This is a genomic window from Bacillus sp. FSL R9-9492 (genome assembly GCF_038007365.1).
GTDB lineage: Bacteria > Bacillota > Bacilli > Bacillales > Bacillaceae_G > Bacillus_A > Bacillus_A mycoides.
In genome coordinates this window covers 4,788,848-4,814,843 of the sequence record NZ_JBBOXC010000001.1, presented here as the reverse complement: position 1 = coordinate 4,814,843, position 25,996 = coordinate 4,788,848, and the positions used below count along the sequence as shown (strand labels likewise).

Here is a 25,996-nt window from a genome sequence, read left to right as displayed (position 1 = left end):
AGTAAGTTGATTTTAAGGGGATTTCGTGAACTAACCGCCACTTAACGTCCTAAAGGAGTGTTTGAAGTGAGGGCTTCTCGGTTAATCATTACTTCTGATAGCTAACGAATTCGTCCTAAGACAGCCGAGCTAACTCCCTTGTTCCAAAGGTTATTTTATTACAATTTATGCTGACGCTAAAAGACGTATTGCTTCATTTTTGATATTGATGGCTGAGTTATAATCTCTATCGAGATTTACACCGCATATACAAGAATAGATTCTTTCAGACAATGTCAGACTTTTCACATTTCCACAGCTACTACATGTTTTTGTTGATGGAAACCATTTGTCTATTTTCACAAGTTGTTTTCCTTGTTCGTTTAGTTTATAAGTTAAGAAAGAAGTGAACATACCCCACCCATTATCAGCGACACTTTTTCCAAAATGAAGTGCTTGCGATATTCCTTTCATGTTTAGATCTTCAATAGCTACAACATCAAAATTGGCAGCTAACTTTTTAGACTCATGATGAAGAAAATTCTTACGTTGGTTAGCTACTTTCTCATGTAACGTAGCTACACGAATACGTTGTTTATTCCAACGTTCAGAACCTTTATTGCGTCTTGATAATACTCGTTGCGCCTTTGTTAATCGGTCTAACATGTTACGATAGAACTTAGGATAATTGGCTTTCTCATCCTCAGAACTGACGTATAATCCATCCATTGCAAAGTCTAATCCAACAACTGTTTCTACTTCTTTTTGTACAATCTCTTTTTCGTATTCAGTCAAGATTGACACATAGTATTTACCAGTAGGTGTCATAGAAATCGTACAAGACTTGATCATATAATCTTGTGGTATCTCTCTATGTTTTTTGATACGTACCATTTTCAGTTTTGGCAATTTGATATGACCATTAAGCAACAGAATATTACCGTTTACTACATTCGTTGTATAAGACTTTCTGTCCTTTTTACTTTTGAATGTTGGGAAGTTATTTTGACCACTAAAGAAATTCTTATATGCAGTTTGCAAGTGTAGTTGAGCATTTGCCAAAGCTAATGAATCAACTTCTTTTAACCACTCAAATTCTGCTTTATATTTCGCAGGGGTTGGAGGCTTTTGTTTCTTTAGTTGTTCCTTATCATCTTTGTATTTTTCGTACGCTTCTTTTCGCTCAGCTAACATTCTATTGTACACGAAACGTACACAACCGAAGGTTTTACGTATAAGATTTGCTTGTTCTTCTGTTGGATACAACCGGAATTTATATGCTTTATTCTGCTTTGTCATATCATTTCACCTCACTTTTTACCTTGATTTTCAATATGTTTCTTTACTACGTCTATTGGCGAACTACCAGTAGTTAGTAAGCAAAAACTTCTTGACCAAAACATTTCTTTCTAAAGTTTTTTTCACTTGTGGAAAGTCTTTCTTGATTAGTTGAGAACTTGCACTTTTATAAGCATTAATAAATTTTGTCATTTCTTTTTAAGCGAGTAATTCTGATGCGGTGTGCTGAAGGACTGTTTCATATTGGTCAAGTAAGCCACGAAGGATCTCATCCCAGCTTTTTGATTTAGCATAAGACGAAGCTGCTATGCCCATTTGCATAAGTTGATCTTCATTTTGCAATAAAAAATGGATGGAGGATAGAAAGGAATCTATATCTTTTGGTGGACAAAGAATTCCCGTTTTTCCATCTGTAATAATATTTTTAACCCCGCCACTATTTGCTCCGATGACAGGTGTACCGCATGCAAATGATTCAAGTACGACATTTCCGAACGTTTCAGTAGCTGATGGAAATACCATCATATGAGAACAAGCATATGCTTCAGCTAAATCCTTACCTTGTAAATATCCAGTAAAAGTGACATTTGTTTTCGGAACAGCTTCACGCAAATTTGTTGCTAGAGGACCGTCTCCTGCGATGAGCCAATGAATGTCGTTTCGAGTATGCGCTGTTTGCACGATAAGGTGTTGCAACGTATCAATATCTTTTTCAGGGGCAATCCGTCCAACATAGGAAAGGACATACTTTGCTGTAATATTATATTTTTTTCGGAATAGGTCTGTATTGTAAGATGGATGAAAGAGTGTGCAATCTACACCCCGTCCCCATATGGAGAGGGCCTGAAAGCCTTTATTTTTTAGTTGGTGTAACGTTTCAAAAGAAGGAACGAAATTTTTTTGCATATGACTATGAAACCATTTTAAATAGTTCCAAAGCATATTAGAGAGAAATTCAATTTTGTAATAGCGTAAATAAGCATCGAAATCAGTATGATAAGAACCGACAACTGGGATGTTTAACTTTTTTGCATAATACAATCCACAAAGTCCCATGTTGAAAGGTGTGGCAATGTGAATAATGTCAGGTTTAAAGGAAAGAAGTTCTCGTTTAATGCGCGGAGTAGGAAAAGAAAAGCGGCATTCTGGATATAATATTGTTAACGGGATACTTCTCATCTTGTTCACATTAGCTACGAAATTATCTTCAGCTGTATGCTGAGGGGCGAAAACAGAATAGGCGATCTTTTCTTTCTGAAAGTAACGTGTTAATCGTTCTAGTGTTTTCGCAACCCCGTTGACTTGTGGCGTAAAAGTATCGGTAAAAATGGCGACTCTCATCATATCACTCCTTTATGTGAAAAGTGGGATGAATTGATAAAAAGAGATGATGCCAGAGCAAGTGCCGAGGCACATGCCTACAAATACATCTGACGGATAATGAAGCCCTAAATAAATACGGGAAATACCGACGCATAATGCTAACGGTAATAGAAAAGCAAGCAAGTTTGGATTATAGCAAATAAATGGAATGAGGACAGAGAAAACAGCCGTTGTATGTCCGGATGGAAAAGAATGATCTTTTAATGGATGAACTGGATATTTCGCATCCTGAATTGTTAAATAAGGGCGTTTTCGTGGATACCATCTTTTTAATATTTGCACAGGAATATGGCTAATTGTTAAAGAAATAGCAGTTGCAATTGCAGCTTGATGCAAATTCCCTGTTGCGAAAATTAAAAAGAATAGGGTAAGTGCAATGGAAAAACTTGCACCACCGATATGGGTAATATTGCTGAAAAAGATGTTTAATGTTTTTTGATCAAAGTAGCGATTAATTCCTTTGAAGATGTAACATTCTATTTTATATAGTCCACTGACCTTCATGAGATTTTTCCTCCCTCTACATATATATGGAGTTATTAACTTCTATTTTAATAAGATTTTATTGAGGGGATAATAAGGTTTTGTAAAGAAAAAGTTAGATTTTTTCATAAAAAAAGCTGCCAGTCTTATGGCAGCGATAAAATCACTTTTGTAACGATTTATAATATTGTCCTTTTTCAACGTATTGTGTGCGGATACGTTCCATATCTTTACGGTCTTCTTCTGTTAATTCGCGAATGACCTTCGCAGGGCGACCGAAAGCTAACGTATTAGGAGGGATTTTCTTTCCTTGTGAAACGAGACTACCAGCACCGATAAAGGCTCCTTCACCAATTTCAGCACCATCTAATATAATAGATCCCATTCCAATTAAAGCATCGTTTTTAATATGACAGCTATGTAAAATAACTTGATGCCCAACTGTAACATCGTTTTCTAAAATAAGAGGGTACTGCGGGCTTTGATGAAGTGTACATTGGTCTTGTACATTTACTCGGTCTCCAATGATTGTTGGTGACACATCGCCGCGTATGACTGTATTAAACCAAATACTTGATTCCTCACCAATGGAAACATCGCCTGTAATGGTAACATAGTCAGCGATAAAAGCACTACTCGCAATTTTCGGATTTTTTTCTTTGTAAGGGTATATCATGTAAAGCCTTCCTTTCCTAGAGACTAGTTTTAGTGTATCAAATTATGAGAAAGAGTGAAATGGAGGAGGTCCGTATGTGGAATTATGAAGCAGAGGAAGCGAAAGCTGTAGTCGTTATCGTGCACGGCGCAATGGAATATCACGGACGTTACGAAGCTATAGCGGAAATGTGGAATCATATCGGCTACCACGTTGTGATGGGAGACCTTCCATCACATGGAACGACTTCGAGAAATAGAGGACATATTGATTCATTTGATGAATACATAGAGGAAGTTAAATTATGGGTGAAAGAGGCAAGGAAGTATCGATTACCTATTTTTATATTTGGTCATAGTATGGGTGGTCTTATTGTCATTCGTATGATGCAAGAAACGAAGAGAGAAGATGTAGATGGTATTATTTTAAGTTCACCATGTTTAGGTGTATTAACTGGACCTTCTGCTCCGCTTCGAGCTGCCTCAAAAATATTAAATGTTGTTACTCCAAAATTGCAATTTGCAACGAATCTTACAGTGGAAATGTCAACTCGTAATCATGAAGTGAGAGATGCGATGGAGAATGATTCATTGTTCTTGCGCAAAGTATCAGTACGTTGGTATAGTGAATTGATTAAGTCTATCGAAATTGCGCATAAAAAAATAGGCGATTTTCCAGACGTTCCACTCTTGCTAATGCAGGCTTGTGAGGATAAACTTGTAGATAAAACACGTGTCCGTACTTGGTTTGATAATGTTAAAATAAGTGATAAGGCTTTTAAAGAATGGCCGAATTGTTATCATGAGTTATTAAATGAGTATGAGCGTGATGAAATTTTGAATTATATTCAGTCATTTACTGAAATACGCATCAATAACATAATAGAAACAAATAAGTAAATTATTTGTACATTGAATAGAGGAGATGAAGGAAGAAGTGAACGTACCGAGTAATCCCATAACGCTCATGGCGAAAGTATACCGTGATGTGTTTCCGGTAGTACACCATGAGCTAGCGATGTGGAAAGAGCGTGCCTACCATATTCCGAATGACGAGCTTCATAGTCAGGCAATCGCAAGTATTGAGAATAAAACGTTTCATTGCGAGGGCGGTGGCATTTTAGCGCTACTAGCAAATGAACACCGAGAGGAATGTATTCGTTTTATCGTAGCTTATCAAACGATTAGCGACTATTTAGATAATTTATGTGATCGTAGTACATCACTTGACCCGAAAGACTTTGCGGCTCTTCATGAGTCGATGGTAATGGCATTAAGCCCTGAAGTTGAAGGGGGCGGTAACTATTATCGTTATCGTGATGATCAAGATGATGGTGGTTATTTAGATGAGCTTGTTGAAACATGTCAGGATGTTTTAAAGAAAACGAAGCATTATGATAAAATTGCTCCAATTCTTCATGAACTTGCTTGTTATTATTGTGATTTGCAAATTCATAAACACGTGAAGTTAGAAGAAAGAGAACCACGCTTAAAAACATGGTTTGAAGCACATAAAGAAAACTTACCAGAGATGAGTTGGTTTGAATTTTCAGCATGTGCCGGTTCGACGCTTGGAATTTTCTGTCTTGTCGCATATGCATTTCATGATGAATTACATGATGAAGATATTGCGAAAATTAGACAAGGGTATTTTCCATACGTACAAGGACTTCACATTTTACTTGATTATTTCATCGATCAAGAAGAAGACCGTATCGGCGGGGATTTGAATTTCTGTAGTTATTATGAAAACGAGCAAGCTATATTAGATCGTATGAAACATTTTGTAGAAGAAGCAGAGAAGAGCATTGGTGATTTACCTCATGCGAAGTTTCATCGTCTCATAAGCCGAGGGTTACTTGGTATTTATTTATCAGATCAAAAAGTATCAGCACAAAAGAATATGCACAAAATGGCACGGCGCATTGTAAAATACGGAGGGCTCACTTCACGATTCTTCTACTGGAACGGGAAGATGTACCGAAAGAAAATGGCGCAGTGATGAAAAAAACCACTCATGTTGAGTGGTTTTTTTATTATGATCGTATTTGTGAAAATATGTATATGAGAAGTTCAATCGCGAAAATAACTAAAACAGATAGTCCGAATAAAGGCATGACAGCGCCTAGTATAACCATCATGATAAAGAAAACGAATGTGCTTTTCTTATCTCTTTGCTTAGGAGGTGCTGCTAATTTTCCTTTCGGTTTTCTCGCTAACCACATTTTTACTCCGTAATAAATAAGAAGTAATAAAGATAACGTCGTTAGTAAGCATAATATTTTATTTGGCCATCCGAATAAATGTCCTTCGTGAAGCGGGATACCGTAAGTAAACCATTGTGCAAATAATCCATAATCACGATAGTCCGTTTTCGAAATGAGTTCTCCGCTATATTGATCAAAGTAAGCTGTTATTTCTTCATTTGGTGCCACATCCATACCCGTAATACCAGAACCACTTGATTTCGAAATAGTGAATACACCTTTCGGATCAGTCGGTAGTGAGATAACGTATGGCTTCTTTATTTCAATTCCTTTTTGTAATTCATCAACTGAAATTGCTTTTGGTTCATTTGAGTTTGATTCCGGAGGAGCTTCTTTTCTTGTTGCCCAGGGTAATTCTTTTACCTTTGATTCAGGTGGTGCCATATACAATTTCGGATATCCGATTGATTCATTCGACGCTGCGATTTTATAAATTTGGTTACCCATAAATCCTGACCAAGGTAAACCTGATGCAACTAAAAGAACGAGAGGAATTGTAAATATAATACCGATAATAGAATGACGTCGTTTTGCCTTTTCTCGCTTATTGGATGCTGGTGTGTTTTTGAATTGGCGTATACTCATATACAACCCAGTTACAATTAAAAAGATTGTCCAGCACGCTGCAAGTTCTACAATATAATTGACGACAGTGCCACCGACTAAAAGGGAACTATGTAATTCCCGCATTATATTGGCAAACGTTTCAGCTGCATTTTGATCCCCAACAATTTGATTATTGCTATCTAAATACACAAATTTTTGCTTTCCTGTATATTCATTTGCAATAGTGAGCCTCGTATTATAATCCCCATTAAACTCACTAATTTTCGCCACACTATAATGTGGATATTTTTTCTCTGTTAAGAAAAGCGAATCAGACATCGAAATAGACTCTGTTTGGGCGCTCTTCCCAAAATATAAATCTTTATAGATGAAATCTTCAACTTCTTCCCGAAATAAATACCCAATTCCGCTCAATGACAAAGTAATAAGAAGCGGCGTAATAAAAAGCCCGGCGTAAAAATGCCACCTCCAAAAAATATAATGAAGCGAACGATTTACTTTCATACTTCAGTTCCCCTAACCTTCCCTATATGAATAGATTACTCATCTAATATAGCGAGATTAAGTGTGATTACTTTGAAAGAATTGTGAAAAAAGTTAAAAGTTTTGGTTGTTTTTATCAAACATAAAACACATTTTAAAAAGGATGTGTTCTATGTTTATGAAGACTTTTTTATATTTGATGCATAGATCCTAACAACTGCTTTCGCAAGACATTGAGCGGAATCAACAAAGTCCTCACTCACCACCACATTCAAATCGGTACATGCGATAATAGCGGTATCTACTTCGTCTTTTAACTGTAAAACGAGCAGACTCCATAATTTACGAGCTTCCTCAATTTCTCCGCCTTTAATATAAGTAATAATTTGATTAATCATTTCTTGCCATTGTTCATTATGAATGTACTCTATATCACGTTTTGTAATTCCATCTTGGTAAATACTTGCTTGAACAGTCGCTTCTGTTGCAAGAAGAGCGACTCTTTTTGTATTTTCAGGAATTGCTTTTAACGTCTCATCGACTATATTCAAAATAGGAATGGTAATAGAACGTTGTAATTCCTCGAAATAAAGATGCGCTGTATTACATGGCATTGCGATGAAATCTACACCAGTACTTTCAAGTTTTTGCGCTCCTTCAATAATCGCTTTTTTCATCGCCGCATGATCAATAGGGCGATCCATATAAAACGGTGTTGGGCACGAATAAATCATCATATGAGGAAAGTCTATATCATGCTTTGCTCCATATATTGTTTGGCACTCTGCTACAACTGTATCGACGAATGGTCCGGTTGATTTTGGACCCATTCCTGCTAGTATTCCAATCATTGTTTAGTCCCCTTTAATAGTCTATACATTGATTATATAGGAGAATAAGAAAAAGACGTGCAGTGAGTGCACGTCTTTTTCTGTCATGTTGTGTCGAATAATAGATATATCGATAAAATCGTCGATATATTTGAACTTATGACCAATATAATTGAAAAATCGTTGATATATTATCGCTTCTCAATCGCCACAATAAATGGTGGGTTATTTTGCTGGTTAATGAAGCCGTATCGCAAAACGTGAGCTTGTTTTTGGTCGAGTTCTTCTGCAAATTTGAGAACAGCGTCGCGTTCTACTTGTCCTTCTGGATGTCCGTGGTAAATGACAAGGACGATGATACCTTCAGGTGCCATTACTTCTAATAATTGCTCGATCGCCGAGATTGTTGAGTTCGGTTTTGTAACGATATGCTTGTCACCACCAGGAAGGTAACCTAAGTTGAAAATAGCGCCTGTTACTTTTCCTTTTGCGTCTTCTGGTAATACGGGTAAGAGTGTGTCGTGACTGTCGTGAACTAAAACAGTACGTTCGAAAAGTTCCTTTTCTTTTAGGTGGATAGTAGAGCTTTCAATTGCCTCTTTTTGAATATCAAATCCAAATACTTTTCCACTATCTCCAACGATTTCAGCTAGGAAGCAAGTATCATGTCCATTGCCGAGCGTTGCATCTACAGCGTAATCGCCTTCTTTTACTGCTGTTTGCAGCAGCGAGCGAGCAAACGGTAATACACGTTCTAATTTCATTTTTGTTTCTCCTCATTTGCATATTTTCCTTGCCAGCTTCCGCGGCGTACAAATTCTGCATCGATGGAATTTAATACTTCCCATTTATTTAAGCTCCACATTGGGCCAATCATTAAATCAGGCGGACCGTCACCTGTGATGCGGTGCACAATTACATCTTCTGGAATAATTTCAAGTTGGTCAACAACGAGACTTACGTAATCTTCAAGAGAAAGGAACTCGAGTTGTCCTTTTTCATATTGCTTCACCATTGGCGTTCCTTTTAATAAATGAAGTAAATGAATTTTAATTCCTTGTACGTCAAGCTTCGCTACTTCACGAGTTGTTTCCATCATCATGTCGTAATCTTCAAGTGGAAGACCGTTAATAATATGAGAGCAAACTCTAATGCCATGTTTGCGTAATTTATTTACGCCTTCCACATAAGATGGATAATCGTGAGCACGGTTAATAAGATTTGCAGTGCGTTCATGAACAGTTTGTAGTCCGAGTTCAACCCAAAGGTACGTACGTTTATTTAAGTCCGCTAAATATTCAACGACATCGTCTGGTAAACAATCTGGACGAGTTGCGATAGAAAGACCGACAACGTCTTTTTCTGCTAGAAGCGGTTCGAATTTTTCTTTTAACACTTCAAGTGGTGCATGTGTATTTGTGTAAGCCTGAAAATAAGCGATACATTTTCCGTCTTTCCACTTTGAGTGCATTTTTTCTTTCATTTCATGATATTGCGTTATAACATCATCGCGGCGATCGCCAGCGAAGTCACCAGATCCAGCAGCACTACAAAACGTGCAACCACCGTAAGCAACCGTACCGTCACGGTTCGGGCAATCGAAGCCAGCATCTAATGAAACTTTAAAGATTTTTTCACCAAATTCATTTCGTAAGTGGTAATTCCATGTATGATAACGTTTATTGTCGTTTGTATATGGAAAAGGGTTTTGAACCTTCATTACTTTCCCTCCTAAGACGAGTCAAAATAAAGTGAAACTTTAATCAGTGGGGGATGTTCCCCCCACTGATTATTAGCCCTCACGAATCGGGCGTTTACGGGCAGTTGAGCTCCCACCTACCTTTTTTATTTCATCCAAATTTTGAGGTAGAGGTCTTACTGCCCGTTAATGCGGGATGAAACAAAATCCATTATAACATACTCATAAGGTTCATATGGAAGGGACACACTAAAAGGGAATTGAAGCAAGGAGGGACAATTATGGCAGAGCGTCAATCACTTGAAGAGTATATTACACAGGCAGAACAAGCGGTGGAATATGCGAAAGAACAATTAGACCAAGGCATGAGACAGGAGCATTACAATACGATGGAGTATTCGGATGCTCAGTTGCAATTAGAACAAGCATATAATGAATTACAAACGATGCAGCAACATGCGAATGATGAGCAGCGTGAGCAGTTAAATAGAGCACGTATGGCAATTCGCCAATTGCAACATCAAATGATTATTACACCGCACTAATAAGGAGTGAATGTAATGGCGAAACGTTCAGATCAAAACAATCCAGAGCAAAAAACGCAAAACGGACATAACGCTGAATTTTCGAATGAACTTGATCCAGTTGTTCAAGTGAAACAGCGTAATAGTAAAAAAGGACAACCTCAAAGATCAAAGCAATCAGAGTAAACCAGGTCGCATTATGACCTGGTTTTATTTTGCCTCGTGATTGGTGCGGGCTAATCAAGGGGCAAAATAATACTGATTAAAGCTTCAATTCATTATATGACAATAATGTAAGATTCCTGTAAGGTTTGCCGATAGTTACGATTGTCTTTTTCCAGTAGAGTAAGGGAGGATTTAATTTTGGACAAGGAGTTGTATTATGGGGAACAATATTACAAACAAACGAATTGATGAGTTAGATTACATTCGTGGCTTCGCATTACTGGGTATTATTTTAGTAAATATTCTTGCACTACTGAATATTAAAGTTCCAGATCCTAGTACAGTGGATGCAAGTTATCAAAGGTTTCTATACTTATTTGTAGAAGGTCGTTTCTTCTCAATCTTTTCATTCTTATTTGGAGTAGGATTCTATATCTTCATTACAAGAGCAATTGCGAAAGGGAAGAATGGATATGTTCTATTTCTACGCCGCTTAGTTGCACTATTTATTTTTGGTTTGATTCATCAAATGTTTCAGCCTGGGGAAGCACTAGCGTTATACGCAATTTGTGGATTAGTCACTTTACCATTTTATAAAGTGAAGAAGCAAATAAATTTAGTAATCGGTCTTATTCTTACGATAGTTTTTAGTATTATGGCAGCTAAGGAATTATTACCATTAGGTTTAATTTTATTAGGTCTTGCTGCAGGACAGTACAAAGTATTTGAAAATCTTTCAGCGAAAATAAAGCAAGTCGCTATTTTTACAGGAGTTATGTTTGTTTTAAGTGTGATAGCTTTATGGTATCAATATGGGCACGTTCCTGCTAATCCATTTGTAAATATGATACTTATGAATGAGGATGGGACAATGGATACTGCAAGCCAATTTTTAAAAATTGGTGTTACAGTTGGACCAGTAATTTCAGCTTTCTATGTTGGAGCATTAATTTTATTACTTCAACTAAAAACAGTTCAAACATTGTTAGCGCCGCTGAAATACTACGGTCGTATGGCTTTAACAAATTATATCGGACAAACTGCAATGATTTTAATTGCAGGCAGTGTATTTAACTTTGCAGGAAACTTAACGTACATGCAGACGCTATATGTGTGTATCGCAATTTATGCAATTCAAATTATTTTCAGTGTGATTTGGATGAAAATCTTTAAAATGGGTCCATTAGAATGGATTTGGCGTGTTATTACGTATTGGACGGTAACGCCTTTAAAGAAATAAAGACAGAAATGGGCTGTTCCGCTTGTGGAACAGTCTATTTTTTTGTCAGTTTTTTGCGGTAAATCGCTAATGAAATTTTACCTACTAATGAAGAAAATGAATTTGTTTTTAAAAGGATAAAAGCTAAGCTTACACGCTCACCTTTTTTATATTACAAAAGTGTAAGGTAATTGTAATGTTAATAAATAGCAGTTCACCTCCAAAAGGCGCAAAATAGGTAATGGAAAAACAAGCGTAGGAGGATATATATGACGAAACCAGTTGTAGACGTGAAAAATGTTCAAAAAGTGTACGGTAAAAAAGGTGAGAACCAATCACATGCGTTAAAAGGTGTTTCATTCTCAATTCAAGAGGGTGAATTTGTTGGTATTATGGGACCATCTGGTTCTGGTAAAACGACATTATTAAATGTAATTTCAACGCTTGATAAGGCGACAGGCGGCGTTGTTGAAATTGCGGGTACGGACATTACGAAAATGAAGCAAGGTGAGCTTTCTGATTTCCGTTCGCAAAAGTTAGGATTCATTTTCCAAGACTTCAACTTATTAGAGAACTTATCTATTTATGAGAACATTGCACTTCCACTTTCACTTCAAGGTGTTTCATCACGTAATATTGGACCGAAAGTAGAGAAAGTAGCGGATATGTTAGGGATTACAGAAATTCTTCAAAAGTATCCAACTGAAGTATCCGGTGGACAGAAACAGCGTTCAGCAGCAGCACGCGCACTAGTGCATGAGCCGGCAATTATTTTAGGAGACGAGCCAACAGGAGCTCTTGATTCGAAAAATGCAGCAAGTTTACTTGATGCGATGACAAACTTAAATGAAGAACAAGGCGTATCTATTATGATGGTTACGCATGATCCATATAGTGCAAGTTACTGTCAGCGTATTTTATTCATTCAAGATGGTGAGCTATATAAAGAAATTCATCGCGGTGGTACGCGTGAAGAGTTCTACAAAGAAATTTTAGATGTACTTGCAGATTTAGGTACACAAAAAGCGTAAGAAAGGAGGTTCCAGTATGTTATTTAAACTTTCCATGTCGGGGCTGAAGAGTAAGCTGAAAGATTATATCGTCTTACTTGTTGGTCTTGTCATGTCTATCTCAATTTTTTATATGTTCCAAACGTTAGCGCTGAATAAAGCGTTTATCGAATCCAATTCTGTTATTAAGTCTATTGGTTTCGTATTCCAAGCAGGTTCATTTTTATTAGCAATTATAACGTTCTTCTACATTTTATATGCAAACTCTTTCTTATTATCTCTTCGTCAAAAAGAGTTTGGTATGTACATGATGTTAGGTGCAAAAAAGCATAAAGTTACATTACTTATGTTTATTGAAACGATTGTATTAGGTGCTGCGTCTCTTGCGATTGGACTTACAGTTGGTGTAGGACTTGCAGAAGGTATCGGACAGTTATTAATGAAACAATTAGAATTTGCTGGTGAAGGCTATAAGGCATTTTATCTACCATCTATGACTGTTACTTGCATTTTCTTCTTTGCATTATTTGTATTATCAGCAATTATGAACAGTATTAAGTTATCACGTATTTCAGTACTGCAACTTGTACATGCAGATGCACAAACAGAACGTGTTGCGGTAAAAGGAAAAATGACAGGTGTCGTTGCAATCCTTGCTGTTATTTTATTAGGAATTGGCTATGCATCAATGATTTACATGGAAAAACTAAGAGAAATGGGAATCCTTATTGCATTAATTACAACAACAACTGGTACTTACATGCTATTTGGATCACTTCTCCCAGTTATCATTAGAAAGTTAAAGAGTAATAAAAAGCGTAGTGAAAAAGGACTTAATGCTTTTACGTTTGCACAATTAAATTTCCGTATTAATAGCTTAACGAAAGTACTTGCAACGGTAGCGATGTTAGTTGCTCTTGGAGCGGGTGCAATTTCAGGTGGTATGGCGTTTAAAAATAACGTTATAAAAATGGTTGATGGTTTAGTAATATATGATTCAGTTATTCATAACCCAACAGCTGAAGAAAAGAAAATTTTAGATGGTATTACATTTAAAGAGAAAAATGAATATCGTTACAAAGTTGATAATAAATACGTTTATTATGTAAAAGAAGATTTAGAGAAAAAACCTCCTTTCGTACAAGATACAAAACAGATGGAAAGTATGAAGGATTTAGGAAAAACAAAGAAAGTTTCCGAGGAACTACCAGTAGGTGCAGTTTCTAGAGAAATGAATGAAAAAGATGCGAGTGCTAAAGAACTTCCAGAAGAATGGAACGAGGCTTTCAGAACAATTCAGCCATTTTATCTATATGAAGATCATGCAATTAAAATTGTAGATCAGAAAATGTACGATACTGTAAATGGTAAAGAAGGAATCGTAGTTACTGGAAAAACAGACGATTTTGTAGCATACACAAAAGAATGGAAAAAACTTGACGAGTTGCAGCTAGTTAAATATAAAAATGTAAAAGCTGAAAGATTAGATAGTAAATATCAATCTTACAATGGATTCTACGGCATTGCGAGTGGAACAGTATTTATGGGATTCTTCCTTGGAATTGCGTTCTTAGCAATGATGGCAAGTTGTTTAATGTTTAAAATTCTTTCAGGTGCATCAAAAGATATTACGCGTTATCAAATGCTTCGCAAAATCGGTGTGCGCCGTGAGTTATTAACGAAATCGATTTATAAAGAATTATTCTTAGTATTCTTATTCCCAGCAATTGTGGGGATCGCTCACGTATTAGTTGGTATGAATATTTTCGGATTTATTTTAATGGATCCTTACTTCCGTATTTGGGTACCAATCGTAATTTTCGTAGTTATTTATGCGATTTATTACTTCATTACAGTTCAATTGTATAAAGGAATTGTTCTTCCAAAAGAAGATTAATAGGTAAAAAGCCGAGTGAAAGTGCTCGGCTTTTTGTATTCTCAGAAAAAACACTTTTATGTTACTAAAATATATAATATAATGCAAGTAAGTAACATAATATAAAAGTATCAGCAGCTAAAAAATGAAAGGAGGAATCCAATCTGTAGAAAGAAGCTGAATCTGTATCCCCCTATTTCTTTTCTAACCACAACGTATTTGTACAATCATAAATTTCCAAATGAAAAATTGTCGTAAGAGTATATTGTGAAAATAATGGATAATACATGGAAATCTCATAGCATGATAAGGTAAAATGGACAGGATAATGAGAAAATTACCGTTCATAAGATGAGGAGATACATGTATGGAAGTTGTAGAGGCATTAAAAGATATAAACCAAATTGAGGCTATGAAAAAGTATTTAAAAGAGCACTCGCAGCGAGATTATCTTTTATTCGTTATTGGAATTAACACTGGATTAAAAATTACAGAACTACTGAACATTAAATTTGAAGATGTATTAAATGAAGATGGAACTGTTAAAGAATTTTATTCTCTTCCTGTGAAAGATGAAAAGTTTAAACAAGATATTTATGTAAATTCAAAAGTAAAAGAGGCGCTTTTAGCGTACGTACAATCTTTTGACATTCAAAGAGAAAACTACGTATTTCAATCTAATAAAACGACAAATTCAATCTCACGCCAACAAGCATATCGTGTTATCCATAGCGCAGCTGAAGCGGTTGGGATTGTTGGAAAGATTGGAACGAATTCAATGCGAAAAACATTTGGATTTCATGCGTACAAAAGAGGAATAGCGATTGCGCTATTGCAAAAGCATTTTCATCACGCAACTCCATCAGAGACGCTCAAGTATTTAGGAATCTCAAAAGATGAGAAGTTTAAAACAGAGATTGATGTAGATTTGTAAAAGCCGTAACTAAAAACTTTAGGAGGCGGAAAATATGAATATTAGAGAGAGTGAACTACCGGGCATTGGATGTAAATTCGAAGTGATAACAAAAGGTAATGAAAAAATGGTTATCGTTATTCATGATGATGGCCGAAGAGAAATGTATCATTTTGATGCGGATCACGATGAGAGTATTTCAAGCATTTCTCTTCGTGATTCTGAAGCGAGACAAATTGCGGCTATATTAGGCGGAATGGTATATAGGCCGCAAGCGCTAGACACAATTGAGATGGCTTTTGAAGGATTATCAATTGAATGGTTTAAGGTGGAGAATAATGCACCAGTAGTACAACAAACAATTGGTAGCTTACATGTCAGAAAAACGTATAACGTAACGATTATTGCTATTTTGAAAAAGAATATGAAGAAGTTCTTTAATCCAGGCCCAGATTCTATCATTGAAGCTGGCGATATGCTCGTATTATCGGGCGAAAGACATGAAGTGAAAAGAATCATTAAGGAATTACTTTCGGCAGGAGGTGATTCCTAATCGATGGATACTTTAATTTTGGAAGTTGGAACTGCGTTAGTATTAGTAGCTTTTGCAGCTATCCTCGCTGCAAAGTTAAAGTTTTCGATTATTCCGTTTCTCATTATACTCGGTATGCTAGTGGGGCCTCATGCCCCAGATTTAGGACTTATCGATTTAAGGTTTATTGAAAGCGGAGAAGTTATTTCCTTCCTCGGCCGTGTAGGCGTCATATTCCTCCTATTTTATTTAGGCTTAGAATTCTCAATAAAAAAATTAATTAAATCAGGAAAGTCGATTGCTTTTGGGGGTAGTGTTCATATATCGCTTAATTTCATATTAGGTTTACTTTATGGATATATAATGGGTTTCCCCTTATTAGAAACATTAATTATTGCTGGAATCATTACAATCTCATCGAGTGCAATTGTTGCAAAAGTAATTGTTGATGTAAGAAGATCTGGTAATAAAGAGACAGAACTCATTTTAGGGATCATTATGTTTGATGATATCTTTTTAGCTGTATATTTATCAGTCGTTTCAGGATTAGTACTCGGAGGTGCAACATCATTTGTAGGTGCTCTTACATCCGTACTAATCGCAGTAGGATATATGTTACTATTCTTTGTAATCGCTAGAAAAGCTACGCCGTTCCTAAATAAAGTATTAGATATTTCGTCAAACGAAATTTTTATTATCGTAATATTCGCTATTTTATTCTTTGTAGCAGGATTTTCAGAAACAATTCATGTTGCTGAGGCAATTGGAGCATTATTGTTAGGACTCGTCTTTTCTGAAACAGAGCATAGTGATCGGATTGAGCATCTCGTCGTTCCATTTCGTGACTTCTTTGGAGCCATATTCTTTTTCAGTTTCGGTTTAAGTATAGATCCGTTTTCACTTGGAGGAGCAGTGTGGTTGGCATTAGGAGCAGTTTTCATTACGCTCATCGGTAATTTTACAGCTGGAATGATTGCAGGGCGTAAAGCCGGGTTATCGCATAAGGCTTCTGCGAATATCGGTTTAACACTTATATCACGTGGGGAATTCTCCATTATTGTCGCGAATCTCGGAATAGCGGGTGGCTTAATGGCAACGATTAAACCATTCTCAGCTTTATATGTTTTAATATTGGCGTCGTTAGGGCCATTATTAACGAAGGAGTCTGGGAGAATATACTCTCTACTAGACAAAATATTTAAATGGAGTGCGAAAGAAAGTGCAAAACGTAAAAAGGAAGTTGGATAACCTTCCGCGAGGGAACGATTCCATTATTTATAGATTAATATTTTACAAAGACGATTAGAATACATTCTAATCGTCTTTGTGCTATTATCTGAATTTCATCAACTATTAATCAGTTGCCTTCCTATTTAAAAACGACTACAATTTTACTGTTATATATATGAACGAAAAAAAGAGAATAGGAGGGGAGACTATGCCAAGGAAAGTATGGCTATTAGTAGCTGGGATGATTATTAATGTCACGGGTGCTTCTTTTTTATGGCCTTTTAATACAATTTACTTACATGATAGTTTAGGGAAATCTTTATCAGTAGCCGGAATGGTATTAATGATCAACTCGCTTACTGGTGTAATCGGAAACTTGCTCGGCGGTGTTTTATTTGATAAATGGGGCGGTTATAAATCAATTTTAGTAGGGATTGTCATTACACTTGTATCGATTTTAGGTCTTGTATTTTTCCATGGTTGGCCATTATATGTTGTGTGGCTAGCATTAATCGGATTCGGTTCTGGAATGGTGTTTCCATCGATGTATGCGATGGTCGGTACGGTTTGGCCAGAAGGCGGGAGACGAGCGTTCAATGCAATGTATGTTGGACAAAACGTTGGGATTGCAATTGGAACAGCGTGCGGTGGATTAGTTGCGTCTTATCGTTTTGATTATATTTTCTTAGCGAACTTTATTTTATATTTTATTTTCTTCTTAATTGCGTTTATTGGATTTCGTGGTATGGAAGCAAAAAAAGAGCAAGAGGTACAAAAAGAAGCCGAAACGAAAAAAGGTTGGTCACTTACACCTGGCTTCAAAGCGCTTCTAATCGTATGTGTAGCATATGCTTTATGCTGGGTTACATACGTACAGTGGCAAGGGGCAATTGCGACTCATATGCGAGAATTAGATATTAGCCTCCGCCATTATAGTTTATTATGGACGATAAACGGAGCGATGATTGTTTGTGCGCAGCCACTTGTTAGTATGTTAATTCGCTGGATGAAGCGTTCTTTAAAACAACAAATTATGATTGGAATCGTCATTTTTGCGGCGTCGTTTATTGTTTTAAGCCAAGCGCAGCAATTTACGATGTTTCTCATTGCGATGGTGACATTAACAATTGGTGAATTATTCGTATGGCCGGCAGTTCCGACCATCGCAAATATACTTGCACCGAAAGATAAGCTAGGATTTTATCAAGGTGTTGTAAATAGCGCAGCGACTGTAGGGAAAATGTTCGGACCGGTCGTTGGCGGAGCGATTGTTGACTTATACAATATGGAAGTATTGTTTATTGCGATCATGGTAATGCTTGTAGTAGCGCTTATAGCAACGAGTATTTATGATAGACGAGTAAAAGTAGAAGAAACAGTTGAAGAAAAAATTGCAGTTTAGTTTGACGGAACATGCAACATGTTTTAGAATATATTTAAATAAATAGTAATAAAATATCCTTTGGAACAAGGGAGTTAGCTCGGCTGTCCTAAGACGAATTCGTTAGTTAGCAAGAGTAACGATTAACCGAGAAGCCCTCGCTTCAAGTAAGCTCTTAAGAGATACTAAGTGGTGGGTAGTTCACATTAACTCATATTTGTAATAACAGTGAGAAGGAGTAGTAGTAATAGAAGCTGGTTTAGAGAGTTGACGGTCGGTGCAAGTCAATCCACGTTTCGTTATGAACTCGCCTTTGAGTTGCAGTTGTGAAATCATTAGTAGCAATTGCCGTTAATCCACGTTACGGATCTAAGCGAATGTATTTATTACATTAATTTAGGGTGGTACCGCGGGAATCTATAACCTCTCGTCCCTTTCTAGGGATGAGAGGTTTTTTGTATTTTGGGCGGTGAAAATAAATAGAATTTCAAGGAGGGTATCTCATGAGCTTTAATCATCAAGAAATTGAGAAGAAGTGGCAAGGGCATTGGGAAGAGAATAAAACATTCCGTACGCCAGATGAAACAGAAAAACCAAAATTTTATGCACTAGATATGTTCCCATATCCATCAGGTGCAGGCTTACACGTAGGTCATCCAGAAGGTTATACAGCGACAGATATTTTATCTCGTATGAAGCGTATGCAAGGATATAACGTTCTTCATCCAATGGGATGGGATGCATTCGGTCTTCCAGCAGAGCAATATGCACTTGATACTGGGAACAGCCCGGCTGAATTTACAGAGCTTAATATTAATACGTTCCGTAATCAAATTAAAGCATTAGGCTTCTCTTACGATTGGGATCGTGAAGTAAATACAACAGATCCAACCTACTACAAGTGGACACAATGGATCTTCCTAAAACTATTTGAAAAAGGTTTAGCTTACGTTGATGAAGTACCTGTAAACTGGTGCCCAGCACTTGGTACAGTACTTGCAAACGAAGAAATCATTGACGGTAAGAGTGAGCGCGGTGGACATCCAGTTGAGCGTCGTCCGATGAGACAGTGGATGTTAAAAATTACAGCTTACGGAGATCGTCTATTAGAAGATCTAGATGAGCTTAATTGGCCAGAAAGCTTAAAAGACATGCAACGTAACTGGATCGGCCGTTCTGAAGGTGCAGAAGTACACTTCAACATCGACGGTACAGATGAGAAGTTCACAGTTTTCACAACGCGTCCTGATACACTATTTGGAGCAAGCTACTGTGTACTGGCTCCAGAGCATGCACTTGTTGCTAACATTACAATACCAGAACAAAAAGAAGCTGTAGAAGCTTACATTAACTCTGTTAAAATGAAGAGCGATTTAGAGCGTACAGAACTTGCGAAAGAAAAAACTGGTGTATTTACTGGTGCTTACGCAGTTAACCCAGTAAACGGTGAGAAATTACCAATCTGGATCGCTGATTATGTTCTTGCAACTTACGGAACAGGTGCTGTAATGGCAGTTCCAGCTCACGATGAGCGTGACTATGAATTCGCATCAACGTTCAATCTTCCAATGAAGGAAGTTGTAAAAGGCGGAGACATTTCGAAAGAAGCATATACAGGTGATGGTGCGCACGTAAACTCAGCATTCCTTGATGGTTTAAATAAAGAAGAAGCAATTGTAAAAATGATTGAGTGGCTTGAAGTAACAAGCGCAGGAAATCAAAAAGTAACGTACCGTCTACGTGACTGGTTATTTAGTCGCCAACGTTACTGGGGTGAGCCAATTCCAGTAATCCATTGGGAAGATGGTACAATGACAGCTGTGAAAGAAGAAGAATTACCATTAGTTCTTCCGAAAACAGAGAATATTCGTCCTTCAGGTACAGGTGAATCACCACTTGCAAACATTGAAGAGTGGGTAAATGTTGTTGATCCTGAAACTGGTAAAAAAGGTCGTCGTGAAACAAATACAATGCCACAATGGGCTGGTAGCTGCTGGTACTACCTACGCTACATCGATCCAAACAACAGCGAAGCACTTGTAGACCCTGAAAAAGTAAAACAATGGCTTCCAGTTGATATTTATATCGGTGGAGCAGAGCACGCTGTACTTCACTTACTATATGCTCGTTTCTGGCATAAAGTATTATATGATATCGGTGTAGTTCCAACGAAAGAACCGTTCCAACAATTATTCAACCAAGGTATGATCTTAGGTGAAAACAACGAGAAAATGAGTAAATCAAAAGGTAACGTTGTAAATCCTGATGATATCGTAGCAAGCCACGGTGCAGATACACTTCGTCTATACGAAATGTTCATGGGACCATTAGATGCTTCAATCGCTTGGTCTGAAAATGGTCTTGACGGAGCTCGTCGCTTCCTAGACCGCGTATGGCGCCTATTCATTCAAGAGAATGGTGAATTAAGTGAGAAAATTACTGATGCACCAAACAAAGATCTTGAAAAAGCTTACCACCAAACAGTGAAGAAAGTAACAGAAGACTATGCAGAGCTTCGCTTCAACACAGCGATTTCTCAAATGATGGTATTCATCAACGATGCATACAAAGCTGAAACACTTCCGAAAGAATATGTAGAAGGTTTCGTAAAAATGATTGCACCAGTTGCACCTCACATCGGGGAAGAACTATGGAGCAAACTTGGATACAGTGAAACAATCACATATGCAAGCTGGCCAACATTTGATGAGTCTAAACTTGTAGAAGATGAAGTTGAAATCGTTGTTCAAATTATGGGCAAAGTTCGCACAAAACTAACAATGAGTAAAGACGCATCAAAAGAAGAAATGGAACAACTTGCACTTGAGGCAATCAAAGAACAAATTGAAGGAAAAACAGTTCGTAAAGTAATTGTTGTTCCTGGAAAACTTGTTAACGTTGTTGCAAACTAATTAATTATTAATAAAAGCTCAGAGCGTTTATGCTCTGAGCTTTTTTGCGTGAAAAATAAGCTCAGGATCACCTTCATCTAAGTTTTCGATCATTCCACTACGCATAAATCCACTTGCTTTAAAAACTTTTTGCATATTTGTATTCGATTTGTTCGTTGAAGAAAATATTTTTTGAGTAGGAGAATGTCTTAACATATATGAGATTAATGAGCTTGCATGACCTTGTCTTCTTTTCGTTGGCGAAACAATGATTAATGAGAGGAAAGTATAACCAAAGAAATTTGTATCGTATGTTAGAAAACCAGAAATGGAATTGTCCTCTTTTGCAATGATGCAGGTTCCTTCATCAATAGCGTGTTTAATATAATCTCGTCTACTATCGTCTCCGATCACATCAATATCTATATGTACGATTGAATCTAAATCGTCGATGGAAGCTTTTGCTACGTTCTCCAACGAAAACGCCTCCTTTTAAAAAATAATCAGTTAATTTAGTTTATCATGAATGAAGAACGAAGAAAAAGGCGCGGAATTCCCATATAGACAAACACCTATTCTTCTATAGAAAATATGATAAAAAAGGTAGGTTAAATTGAACAGAAGAGGTGAAAGGAATGAAAGGGATGGACAATAATGCACCACATGGCTTCTTCGGAGGTGGATCGGATAGTTATGGACAAATGATGTTCATGGGAGGAGATGGTCAACACGGATATGGCGGAATCCCAAGTTGGATGGGAGGAGCAGCTGGAGGATTTCCGACGTCAGTGGCGGGTGTACAAACAGGATTTCCAACGTCAGTAGCTGGAGCGCAAACAGGATTTCCGGCACTAGTAGGAGGTGCACAAGGAGGAGTTCCTGTAGGTATGCCAACTACATTCCCATCTTTCGTTGGCGGTGTACAAACAGGATTTCCTGTACCTGGCGTTGGTGTTGTAGCAGGTGGGATCGGCGGATTCCCTCAAGGTGTTCACGGTCATCATGTGCATCATGAGCATCACGGCCATCACGGTCATCATCAACACCACGGTCATCATCAACACCACGGCCATCATCAGCATCACGGCCACCACGGTCATCATCAACAACAAGTACATCATCATGGTCATCATCAAATTCATCCGCAGGCTGTCCTTTATCAAACTCATCAAAGTCATCATCATGGTCACCAAGGCCAGCATCAACACCATGGTCATCATGGTCACCAAGGCCAGCATCAACACCACGGTCATCATGGTCACCAAGGCCAGCATCAACACCACGGCCACCATCAGCAACAAGTACATCACCAAGGTCATCATCAAATTCACCCGCAGGCTGTCCTTTATCAAACTCATCAAGGTCAACACCATCACCAAGGCCAACACCATCACCAAGGCCAACACCATCACCAAGGCCAACAGCATCATCAAGGTCAACATCATCACCAAGGTCAACACCAACATCAAGGTCAACAACAATACCAACAGTATCAGCAGCAACAACAGCCTTGGGCAGGTGGAATTGGGGCAGGAACGGCAGCAGGAGCAGCAGCAGCTACTGCAGGAGCAGCAGGACACGCGGGACACGTGGGTCATTAATAGACCAAAGGAAAAAAAACATAATAAAAAACTGCTAGGAGATCCTAGCAGTTTTTTTCCGCCTCTTGACGTTGGCGTTCAATTTCCGCACGAAGTTGTGGTTCCGGTGCTTGCCATCCTTCTGGTTTCATAATTTTGCCGTCGCCCTCGCGGAATCGAGGCTTTCCATCAGGGAATAGTTTTGCCATGTTAGCATTGTTTACAATTTCGAATCCTTTATCTGGACGTACGCCCATTTCTGCAAACGTTCCGAATGCAAAGTAAATAAGGTCAATAAGTGCATCATATTGATCTTCAACAGTTGTTGCTTCTAGAAATTCTTCTAGCTCTTCTTGCATAAAGCTAGCACGAATTTTTGCACGCTCTTCTGTTAGTTTTGTTGGAGTACTTGTCACAGGATGTCCGAATTCTTCATGCATTTTTGCAACAAGTTCGTATCCTTTATCTAAACCTTTTTCGTTTGTCATGTTGTTTCATCCTTTCTTACGTTATGCCGAATTTTATTGTAACATAAGGTAGTTATTAAATAAAAAGAACATCTTATGAGAAATAAGATGTTCGCTCGTTATTCTTCTTTCTTAATTAAAACGGATAAAATAAGATCGATGCCAAACATTCCGATGAGTAGCATTGGTATAACTACAAGTAAATAACGTGTGAAAGAAACATTTTTTAAGTATGTATGAGCAAATAAAAAGACGCCGAGAAATAAAATACCGTTTAAAATAGGCTTTACTAACTTTTTAGACATAAGCTCCCCCGTAAATATCTTTTCTCTCTATAGTAGTAATAAAAAACTCCTCTCTCCGTTGTATCACGCCAGAGAGAGGAGTTCAATCATTAACTTATTCAATTACACCAGAATTTGTAATATTAACGGTGTATTTTACTTTAATAGGGACATCTTTGTACATTTTTTTCCACTCTTCTAATTTAAATGGACGATAATGTTGTCTATATTTTGCTCCGAGTCCAAGAGGATCAACATTTAGAGATTTAAATTGTTTAATTAGTTTTGTAGCTTTTGCATCTAATTGTTTCTCAATTGCTTTCGCTATTTTTTGCGTGTTCTTTTCATTTTCTAAGTTGAATTTTCGAGATAATTCTTGAATACGAGCTTCCATTTTTACATGAATATAGAAAGAAGGTTTTCCGTTTTTTATGTTTACTTCATAGGTAGGAACGGAACGGATGTTATTAATCATTGCATAGCCAGGATTGGTTTTAAATTCATGTGAATCTAAGCGGTGCTTTTCTAGTAGTCCTTTAAAAACAAACATATCGTGGTAATTAATTGTTCCGACTAACTTATCCTTTTTTAAGAGACCGATACCAGTAATTCTTATTTTATCTCCATGTTTTTTCAGGATAGGCATATAAGAATCTTGTCCCTCACGGTAGTACCGAAAGGCGCCAAAATATAAATTGTCAGTTGGTAAAGGGCCAGTTTTCATATTATGTTCTAACATTTTTTTTATATAAATTGCAACATTATAAGATGTACTATATTTTCCTTTAAATAGTTCAGTACCACTGCCTTCTAATAGTCCCACATAAAGTGAGTTACCAATATTCACATCACGAATTAATGTGTCAAAGGAAGTTGATAATCCTTTTTTAGCAATTTTTGTTGTGAATAAGGCAATACGCATTTGACCGCTTGCGAACGGTTGCGAAGATTCTAAAGATGTATCTGCCTTTACTTGTTTTACTGCGTTTCCTGTTCCTTCATAAACTTGAACTTTATTTCCCTTTTTTTGTATGGGACAAACAAATGTAACTTTTACTTTATTATCTTTTGCTGTATCGAAGGCAGTTCCTTGAATGAGTTGAACATCATCGATAATATTTTTTTGTAAGCAACCAGTTAGACTAAAGGTGCTGATGCAAATAAGAAGTATTAATTTTCTTTTGATTTTGTCCATTTTCTTTTCACCCACACAATAATAAATAGAATTGGGATGTACACATATATAAGCCAAAAACTAACTTTAGATACATTGCTAATAAAATCATTAATATCATGCCTGTTCGTTAAAAGTTGTGAAACAACTAAGGTGATGAGTATAAAGGCGATTAAAATGCCACGTTGTTTAACGCGAAAGATTTCATGAGTTCCTCTAGTAGCGGCCCATAAAGGTAGAATAAAGCTCGTAACAATAACGAGAGCATAAGCGGAAATAGCAATATACTCAAGTCGCTCTATAAAAGGAAGCTTAATAACTTGTGTCATTGAAAGTTGAGACCAAATTGTTTTGAGTAGTTGTTTTTCACTAAAGAAAGTAAAAGCGAGAATAGTACTAAATAAATATAAGCAGTTAGAAAATAATGCCCCATATTGTGCGAATTTATGGGACTTCTTTGGCTCTTTAACAAACGGATACACCATAAGAAAAATTTCAAACCCTGTCATACTATAAATAGATAGTTTGGCCGCTTTCAAAATATCGGTAAAAGAATGTGAAAACATCGGAAGTAAATTACCCCAATGCGAGAATTTTAAAAGGAAGAGACTTAGAAAAAGATATCCTAAAGTTCCACCAACAGAAATGACACAAATTCCTGTAATGACGCGGAAGCCTGATGAAATAATGTAATAACTTATTAAACATATAAAGAATGTGAGCATCCAGGTGGACGCACTAGGAAACATCCACACTTGAATAATTTCGACATATGTTCTAATGACCGAGAGACTCACAATAAAAAAATAAGCCATAAAGATGATACTAATACCATTTCCAATCCATTTTCCAAATGTTTGCCGATGTAAATCAATTAAATTTCCGTTTGTTTCTTTTAATAAGAAATACATCATCCATATAAGAATATGGATACCGATTCCTGTAATTAAAACTCCCATCCAGCCGTCGTATCCAGCGGCTTTTGCAATAATTCGAGCGAATCCGAGAACACCAGCACCAAACTGTGCACTGTGAATTAAGAAGAAAACAAAGATAGGAGATATTTGATATTTTTCTTGAACTTTACTCATCAATGCACCTCATTT

26 protein-coding genes, 1 pseudogene and 1 other annotated feature are annotated in these 25,996 nt (G+C 37.0%); of the genes and pseudogenes, 13 read left to right on the top strand and 14 right to left on the bottom strand.

Annotation, left to right across the window (positions count from 1 at the left end):
• Nucleotides 1–165: 165 nt before the first annotated feature.
• The 5 genes and pseudogenes from MKY70_RS24735 to MKY70_RS24715 form a co-directional block, all read right to left on the bottom strand.
• On the bottom strand, nucleotides 166–1,278 hold the full coding sequence (locus tag MKY70_RS24735) for an RNA-guided endonuclease TnpB family protein (protein WP_002184793.1): 1,113 nt from the start codon (nucleotides 1,276–1,278) through the stop codon (nucleotides 166–168).
• An 11-nt stretch (nucleotides 1,279–1,289) separates the two neighbouring features.
• Nucleotides 1,290–1,473: pseudogene (locus MKY70_RS24730) on the bottom strand (IS200/IS605 family transposase); the annotation flags it as partial.
• Nucleotides 1,474–1,476: 3 nt separating this feature from the next.
• Nucleotides 1,477–2,619, bottom strand: a complete 1,143-nt coding sequence (locus MKY70_RS24725; protein ID WP_341025919.1) for a glycosyltransferase family 4 protein — start codon at nucleotides 2,617–2,619, stop codon at nucleotides 1,477–1,479.
• A 12-nt stretch (nucleotides 2,620–2,631) separates the two neighbouring features.
• A complete protein-coding gene (locus MKY70_RS24720) occupies nucleotides 2,632–3,165 on the bottom strand; it encodes a phosphatase PAP2 family protein (protein ID WP_002067733.1) in 534 nt (177 codons plus the stop codon).
• A gap of 142 nt (nucleotides 3,166–3,307) precedes the next feature.
• On the bottom strand, nucleotides 3,308–3,820 hold the full coding sequence (locus MKY70_RS24715; protein ID WP_088032209.1) for a gamma carbonic anhydrase: 513 nt from the start codon (nucleotides 3,818–3,820) through the stop codon (nucleotides 3,308–3,310).
• A gap of 74 nt (nucleotides 3,821–3,894) precedes the next feature.
• Here MKY70_RS24715 and MKY70_RS24710 point away from each other — a divergent pair, with 74 nt between their 5' ends.
• The gene (locus MKY70_RS24710; RefSeq protein ID WP_088032211.1) at nucleotides 3,895–4,698 is read left to right on the top strand and encodes an alpha/beta hydrolase; all 804 of its coding nucleotides are present in this window, start codon (nucleotides 3,895–3,897) and stop codon (nucleotides 4,696–4,698) included.
• A gap of 37 nt (nucleotides 4,699–4,735) precedes the next feature.
• Nucleotides 4,736–5,800 carry a tetraprenyl-beta-curcumene synthase family protein gene (locus MKY70_RS24705; RefSeq protein ID WP_016102926.1) on the top strand — a complete coding sequence of 355 codons (1,065 nt, stop codon included), beginning with the start codon at nucleotides 4,736–4,738 and terminating at the stop codon, nucleotides 5,798–5,800.
• Nucleotides 5,801–5,834: 34 nt separating this feature from the next.
• Here the strand turns inward: MKY70_RS24705 and MKY70_RS24700 are convergent, their stop codons facing one another.
• The 4 genes from MKY70_RS24700 to MKY70_RS24685 form a co-directional block, all read right to left on the bottom strand.
• A complete protein-coding gene (locus MKY70_RS24700; protein WP_341025916.1) occupies nucleotides 5,835–7,136 on the bottom strand; it encodes a PepSY-associated TM helix domain-containing protein in 1,302 nt (433 codons plus the stop codon).
• A 155-nt stretch (nucleotides 7,137–7,291) separates the two neighbouring features.
• Nucleotides 7,292–7,966 (bottom strand): aspartate/glutamate racemase family protein, encoded by a 675-nt coding sequence (locus tag MKY70_RS24695; protein ID WP_341025914.1) that lies wholly within the window; start codon nucleotides 7,964–7,966, stop codon nucleotides 7,292–7,294.
• Between the two features lie 170 nt (nucleotides 7,967–8,136).
• The gene (locus MKY70_RS24690; protein ID WP_088032223.1) at nucleotides 8,137–8,709 is read right to left on the bottom strand and encodes a class I SAM-dependent methyltransferase; all 573 of its coding nucleotides are present in this window, start codon (nucleotides 8,707–8,709) and stop codon (nucleotides 8,137–8,139) included.
• A complete protein-coding gene (locus MKY70_RS24685) occupies nucleotides 8,706–9,665 on the bottom strand; it encodes a TIGR01212 family radical SAM protein (protein WP_002167527.1) in 960 nt (319 codons plus the stop codon). The genes MKY70_RS24690 and MKY70_RS24685 overlap by 4 nt, the downstream gene beginning before the upstream one ends.
• A 260-nt stretch (nucleotides 9,666–9,925) precedes the next feature.
• Here MKY70_RS24685 and MKY70_RS24680 point away from each other — a divergent pair, with 260 nt between their 5' ends.
• The 10 genes from MKY70_RS24680 (at nucleotide 9,926) to leuS (ending at nucleotide 21,406) form a co-directional block, all read left to right on the top strand.
• Nucleotides 9,926–10,189: a YtzC family protein gene (locus MKY70_RS24680; protein ID WP_088032225.1), complete on the top strand. Its 264-nt coding sequence runs from the start codon at nucleotides 9,926–9,928 to the stop codon at nucleotides 10,187–10,189.
• A 15-nt stretch (nucleotides 10,190–10,204) separates the two neighbouring features.
• Nucleotides 10,205–10,354, top strand: coding sequence for a hypothetical protein (locus MKY70_RS24675; protein ID WP_001129345.1), 150 nt, complete (start codon nucleotides 10,205–10,207; stop codon nucleotides 10,352–10,354).
• A gap of 196 nt (nucleotides 10,355–10,550) precedes the next feature.
• Nucleotides 10,551–11,573 carry a DUF418 domain-containing protein gene (locus tag MKY70_RS24670; RefSeq protein ID WP_088032227.1) on the top strand — a complete coding sequence of 341 codons (1,023 nt, stop codon included), beginning with the start codon at nucleotides 10,551–10,553 and terminating at the stop codon, nucleotides 11,571–11,573.
• Nucleotides 11,574–11,821: 248 nt separating this feature from the next.
• Nucleotides 11,822–12,583, top strand: coding sequence for an ABC transporter ATP-binding protein (locus MKY70_RS24665; RefSeq protein ID WP_002129519.1), 762 nt, complete (start codon nucleotides 11,822–11,824; stop codon nucleotides 12,581–12,583).
• A gap of 16 nt (nucleotides 12,584–12,599) precedes the next feature.
• On the top strand, nucleotides 12,600–14,459 hold the full coding sequence (locus MKY70_RS24660) for an FtsX-like permease family protein (protein WP_044443967.1): 1,860 nt from the start codon (nucleotides 12,600–12,602) through the stop codon (nucleotides 14,457–14,459).
• Between the two features lie 346 nt (nucleotides 14,460–14,805).
• A complete protein-coding gene (locus MKY70_RS24655; RefSeq protein WP_088032228.1) occupies nucleotides 14,806–15,372 on the top strand; it encodes a tyrosine-type recombinase/integrase in 567 nt (188 codons plus the stop codon).
• Between the two features lie 34 nt (nucleotides 15,373–15,406).
• A complete protein-coding gene (locus MKY70_RS24650; RefSeq protein WP_060750062.1) occupies nucleotides 15,407–15,904 on the top strand; it encodes a cation:proton antiporter regulatory subunit in 498 nt (165 codons plus the stop codon).
• 3 nt (nucleotides 15,905–15,907) lie between these two features.
• Complete coding sequence (locus MKY70_RS24645) at nucleotides 15,908–17,131, top strand: cation:proton antiporter (RefSeq protein WP_341025912.1); 1,224 nt, start codon at nucleotides 15,908–15,910, stop codon at nucleotides 17,129–17,131.
• Between the two features lie 190 nt (nucleotides 17,132–17,321).
• Nucleotides 17,322–18,515 (top strand): MDR family MFS transporter, encoded by a 1,194-nt coding sequence (locus tag MKY70_RS24640; protein ID WP_002167529.1) that lies wholly within the window; start codon nucleotides 17,322–17,324, stop codon nucleotides 18,513–18,515.
• A 198-nt stretch (nucleotides 18,516–18,713) separates the two neighbouring features.
• Nucleotides 18,714–18,932, top strand: a binding site (T-box leader).
• 65 nt (nucleotides 18,933–18,997) lie between these two features.
• Nucleotides 18,998–21,406 carry a leucine--tRNA ligase gene (leuS, locus tag MKY70_RS24635; RefSeq protein WP_016102930.1) on the top strand — a complete coding sequence of 803 codons (2,409 nt, stop codon included), beginning with the start codon at nucleotides 18,998–19,000 and terminating at the stop codon, nucleotides 21,404–21,406.
• Between the two features lie 27 nt (nucleotides 21,407–21,433).
• Here the strand turns inward: leuS and MKY70_RS24630 are convergent, their stop codons facing one another.
• The gene (locus MKY70_RS24630) at nucleotides 21,434–21,862 is read right to left on the bottom strand and encodes a GNAT family N-acetyltransferase (RefSeq protein ID WP_088032230.1); all 429 of its coding nucleotides are present in this window, start codon (nucleotides 21,860–21,862) and stop codon (nucleotides 21,434–21,436) included.
• Nucleotides 21,863–22,020: 158 nt separating this feature from the next.
• Here MKY70_RS24630 and MKY70_RS24625 point away from each other — a divergent pair, with 158 nt between their 5' ends.
• Complete coding sequence (locus tag MKY70_RS24625; RefSeq protein ID WP_341025908.1) at nucleotides 22,021–22,986, top strand: VrrB protein; 966 nt, start codon at nucleotides 22,021–22,023, stop codon at nucleotides 22,984–22,986.
• 44 nt (nucleotides 22,987–23,030) lie between these two features.
• Here MKY70_RS24625 and MKY70_RS24620 read toward each other — a convergent pair whose 3' ends face one another.
• From MKY70_RS24620 to MKY70_RS24605, 4 genes are all read right to left on the bottom strand, one after another.
• Nucleotides 23,031–23,453, bottom strand: a complete 423-nt coding sequence (locus MKY70_RS24620) for a haloacid dehalogenase (RefSeq protein ID WP_002034433.1) — start codon at nucleotides 23,451–23,453, stop codon at nucleotides 23,031–23,033.
• A 98-nt stretch (nucleotides 23,454–23,551) separates the two neighbouring features.
• Complete coding sequence (locus tag MKY70_RS24615; RefSeq protein WP_002129504.1) at nucleotides 23,552–23,737, bottom strand: hypothetical protein; 186 nt, start codon at nucleotides 23,735–23,737, stop codon at nucleotides 23,552–23,554.
• A gap of 94 nt (nucleotides 23,738–23,831) precedes the next feature.
• On the bottom strand, nucleotides 23,832–24,911 hold the full coding sequence (locus MKY70_RS24610) for a Ger(x)C family spore germination protein (RefSeq protein WP_088032232.1): 1,080 nt from the start codon (nucleotides 24,909–24,911) through the stop codon (nucleotides 23,832–23,834).
• A complete protein-coding gene (locus MKY70_RS24605; RefSeq protein WP_341025906.1) occupies nucleotides 24,887–25,981 on the bottom strand; it encodes a spore germination protein in 1,095 nt (364 codons plus the stop codon). The genes MKY70_RS24610 and MKY70_RS24605 overlap by 25 nt, the downstream gene beginning before the upstream one ends.
• Between the last annotated feature and the right edge of the window lie 15 nt (nucleotides 25,982–25,996).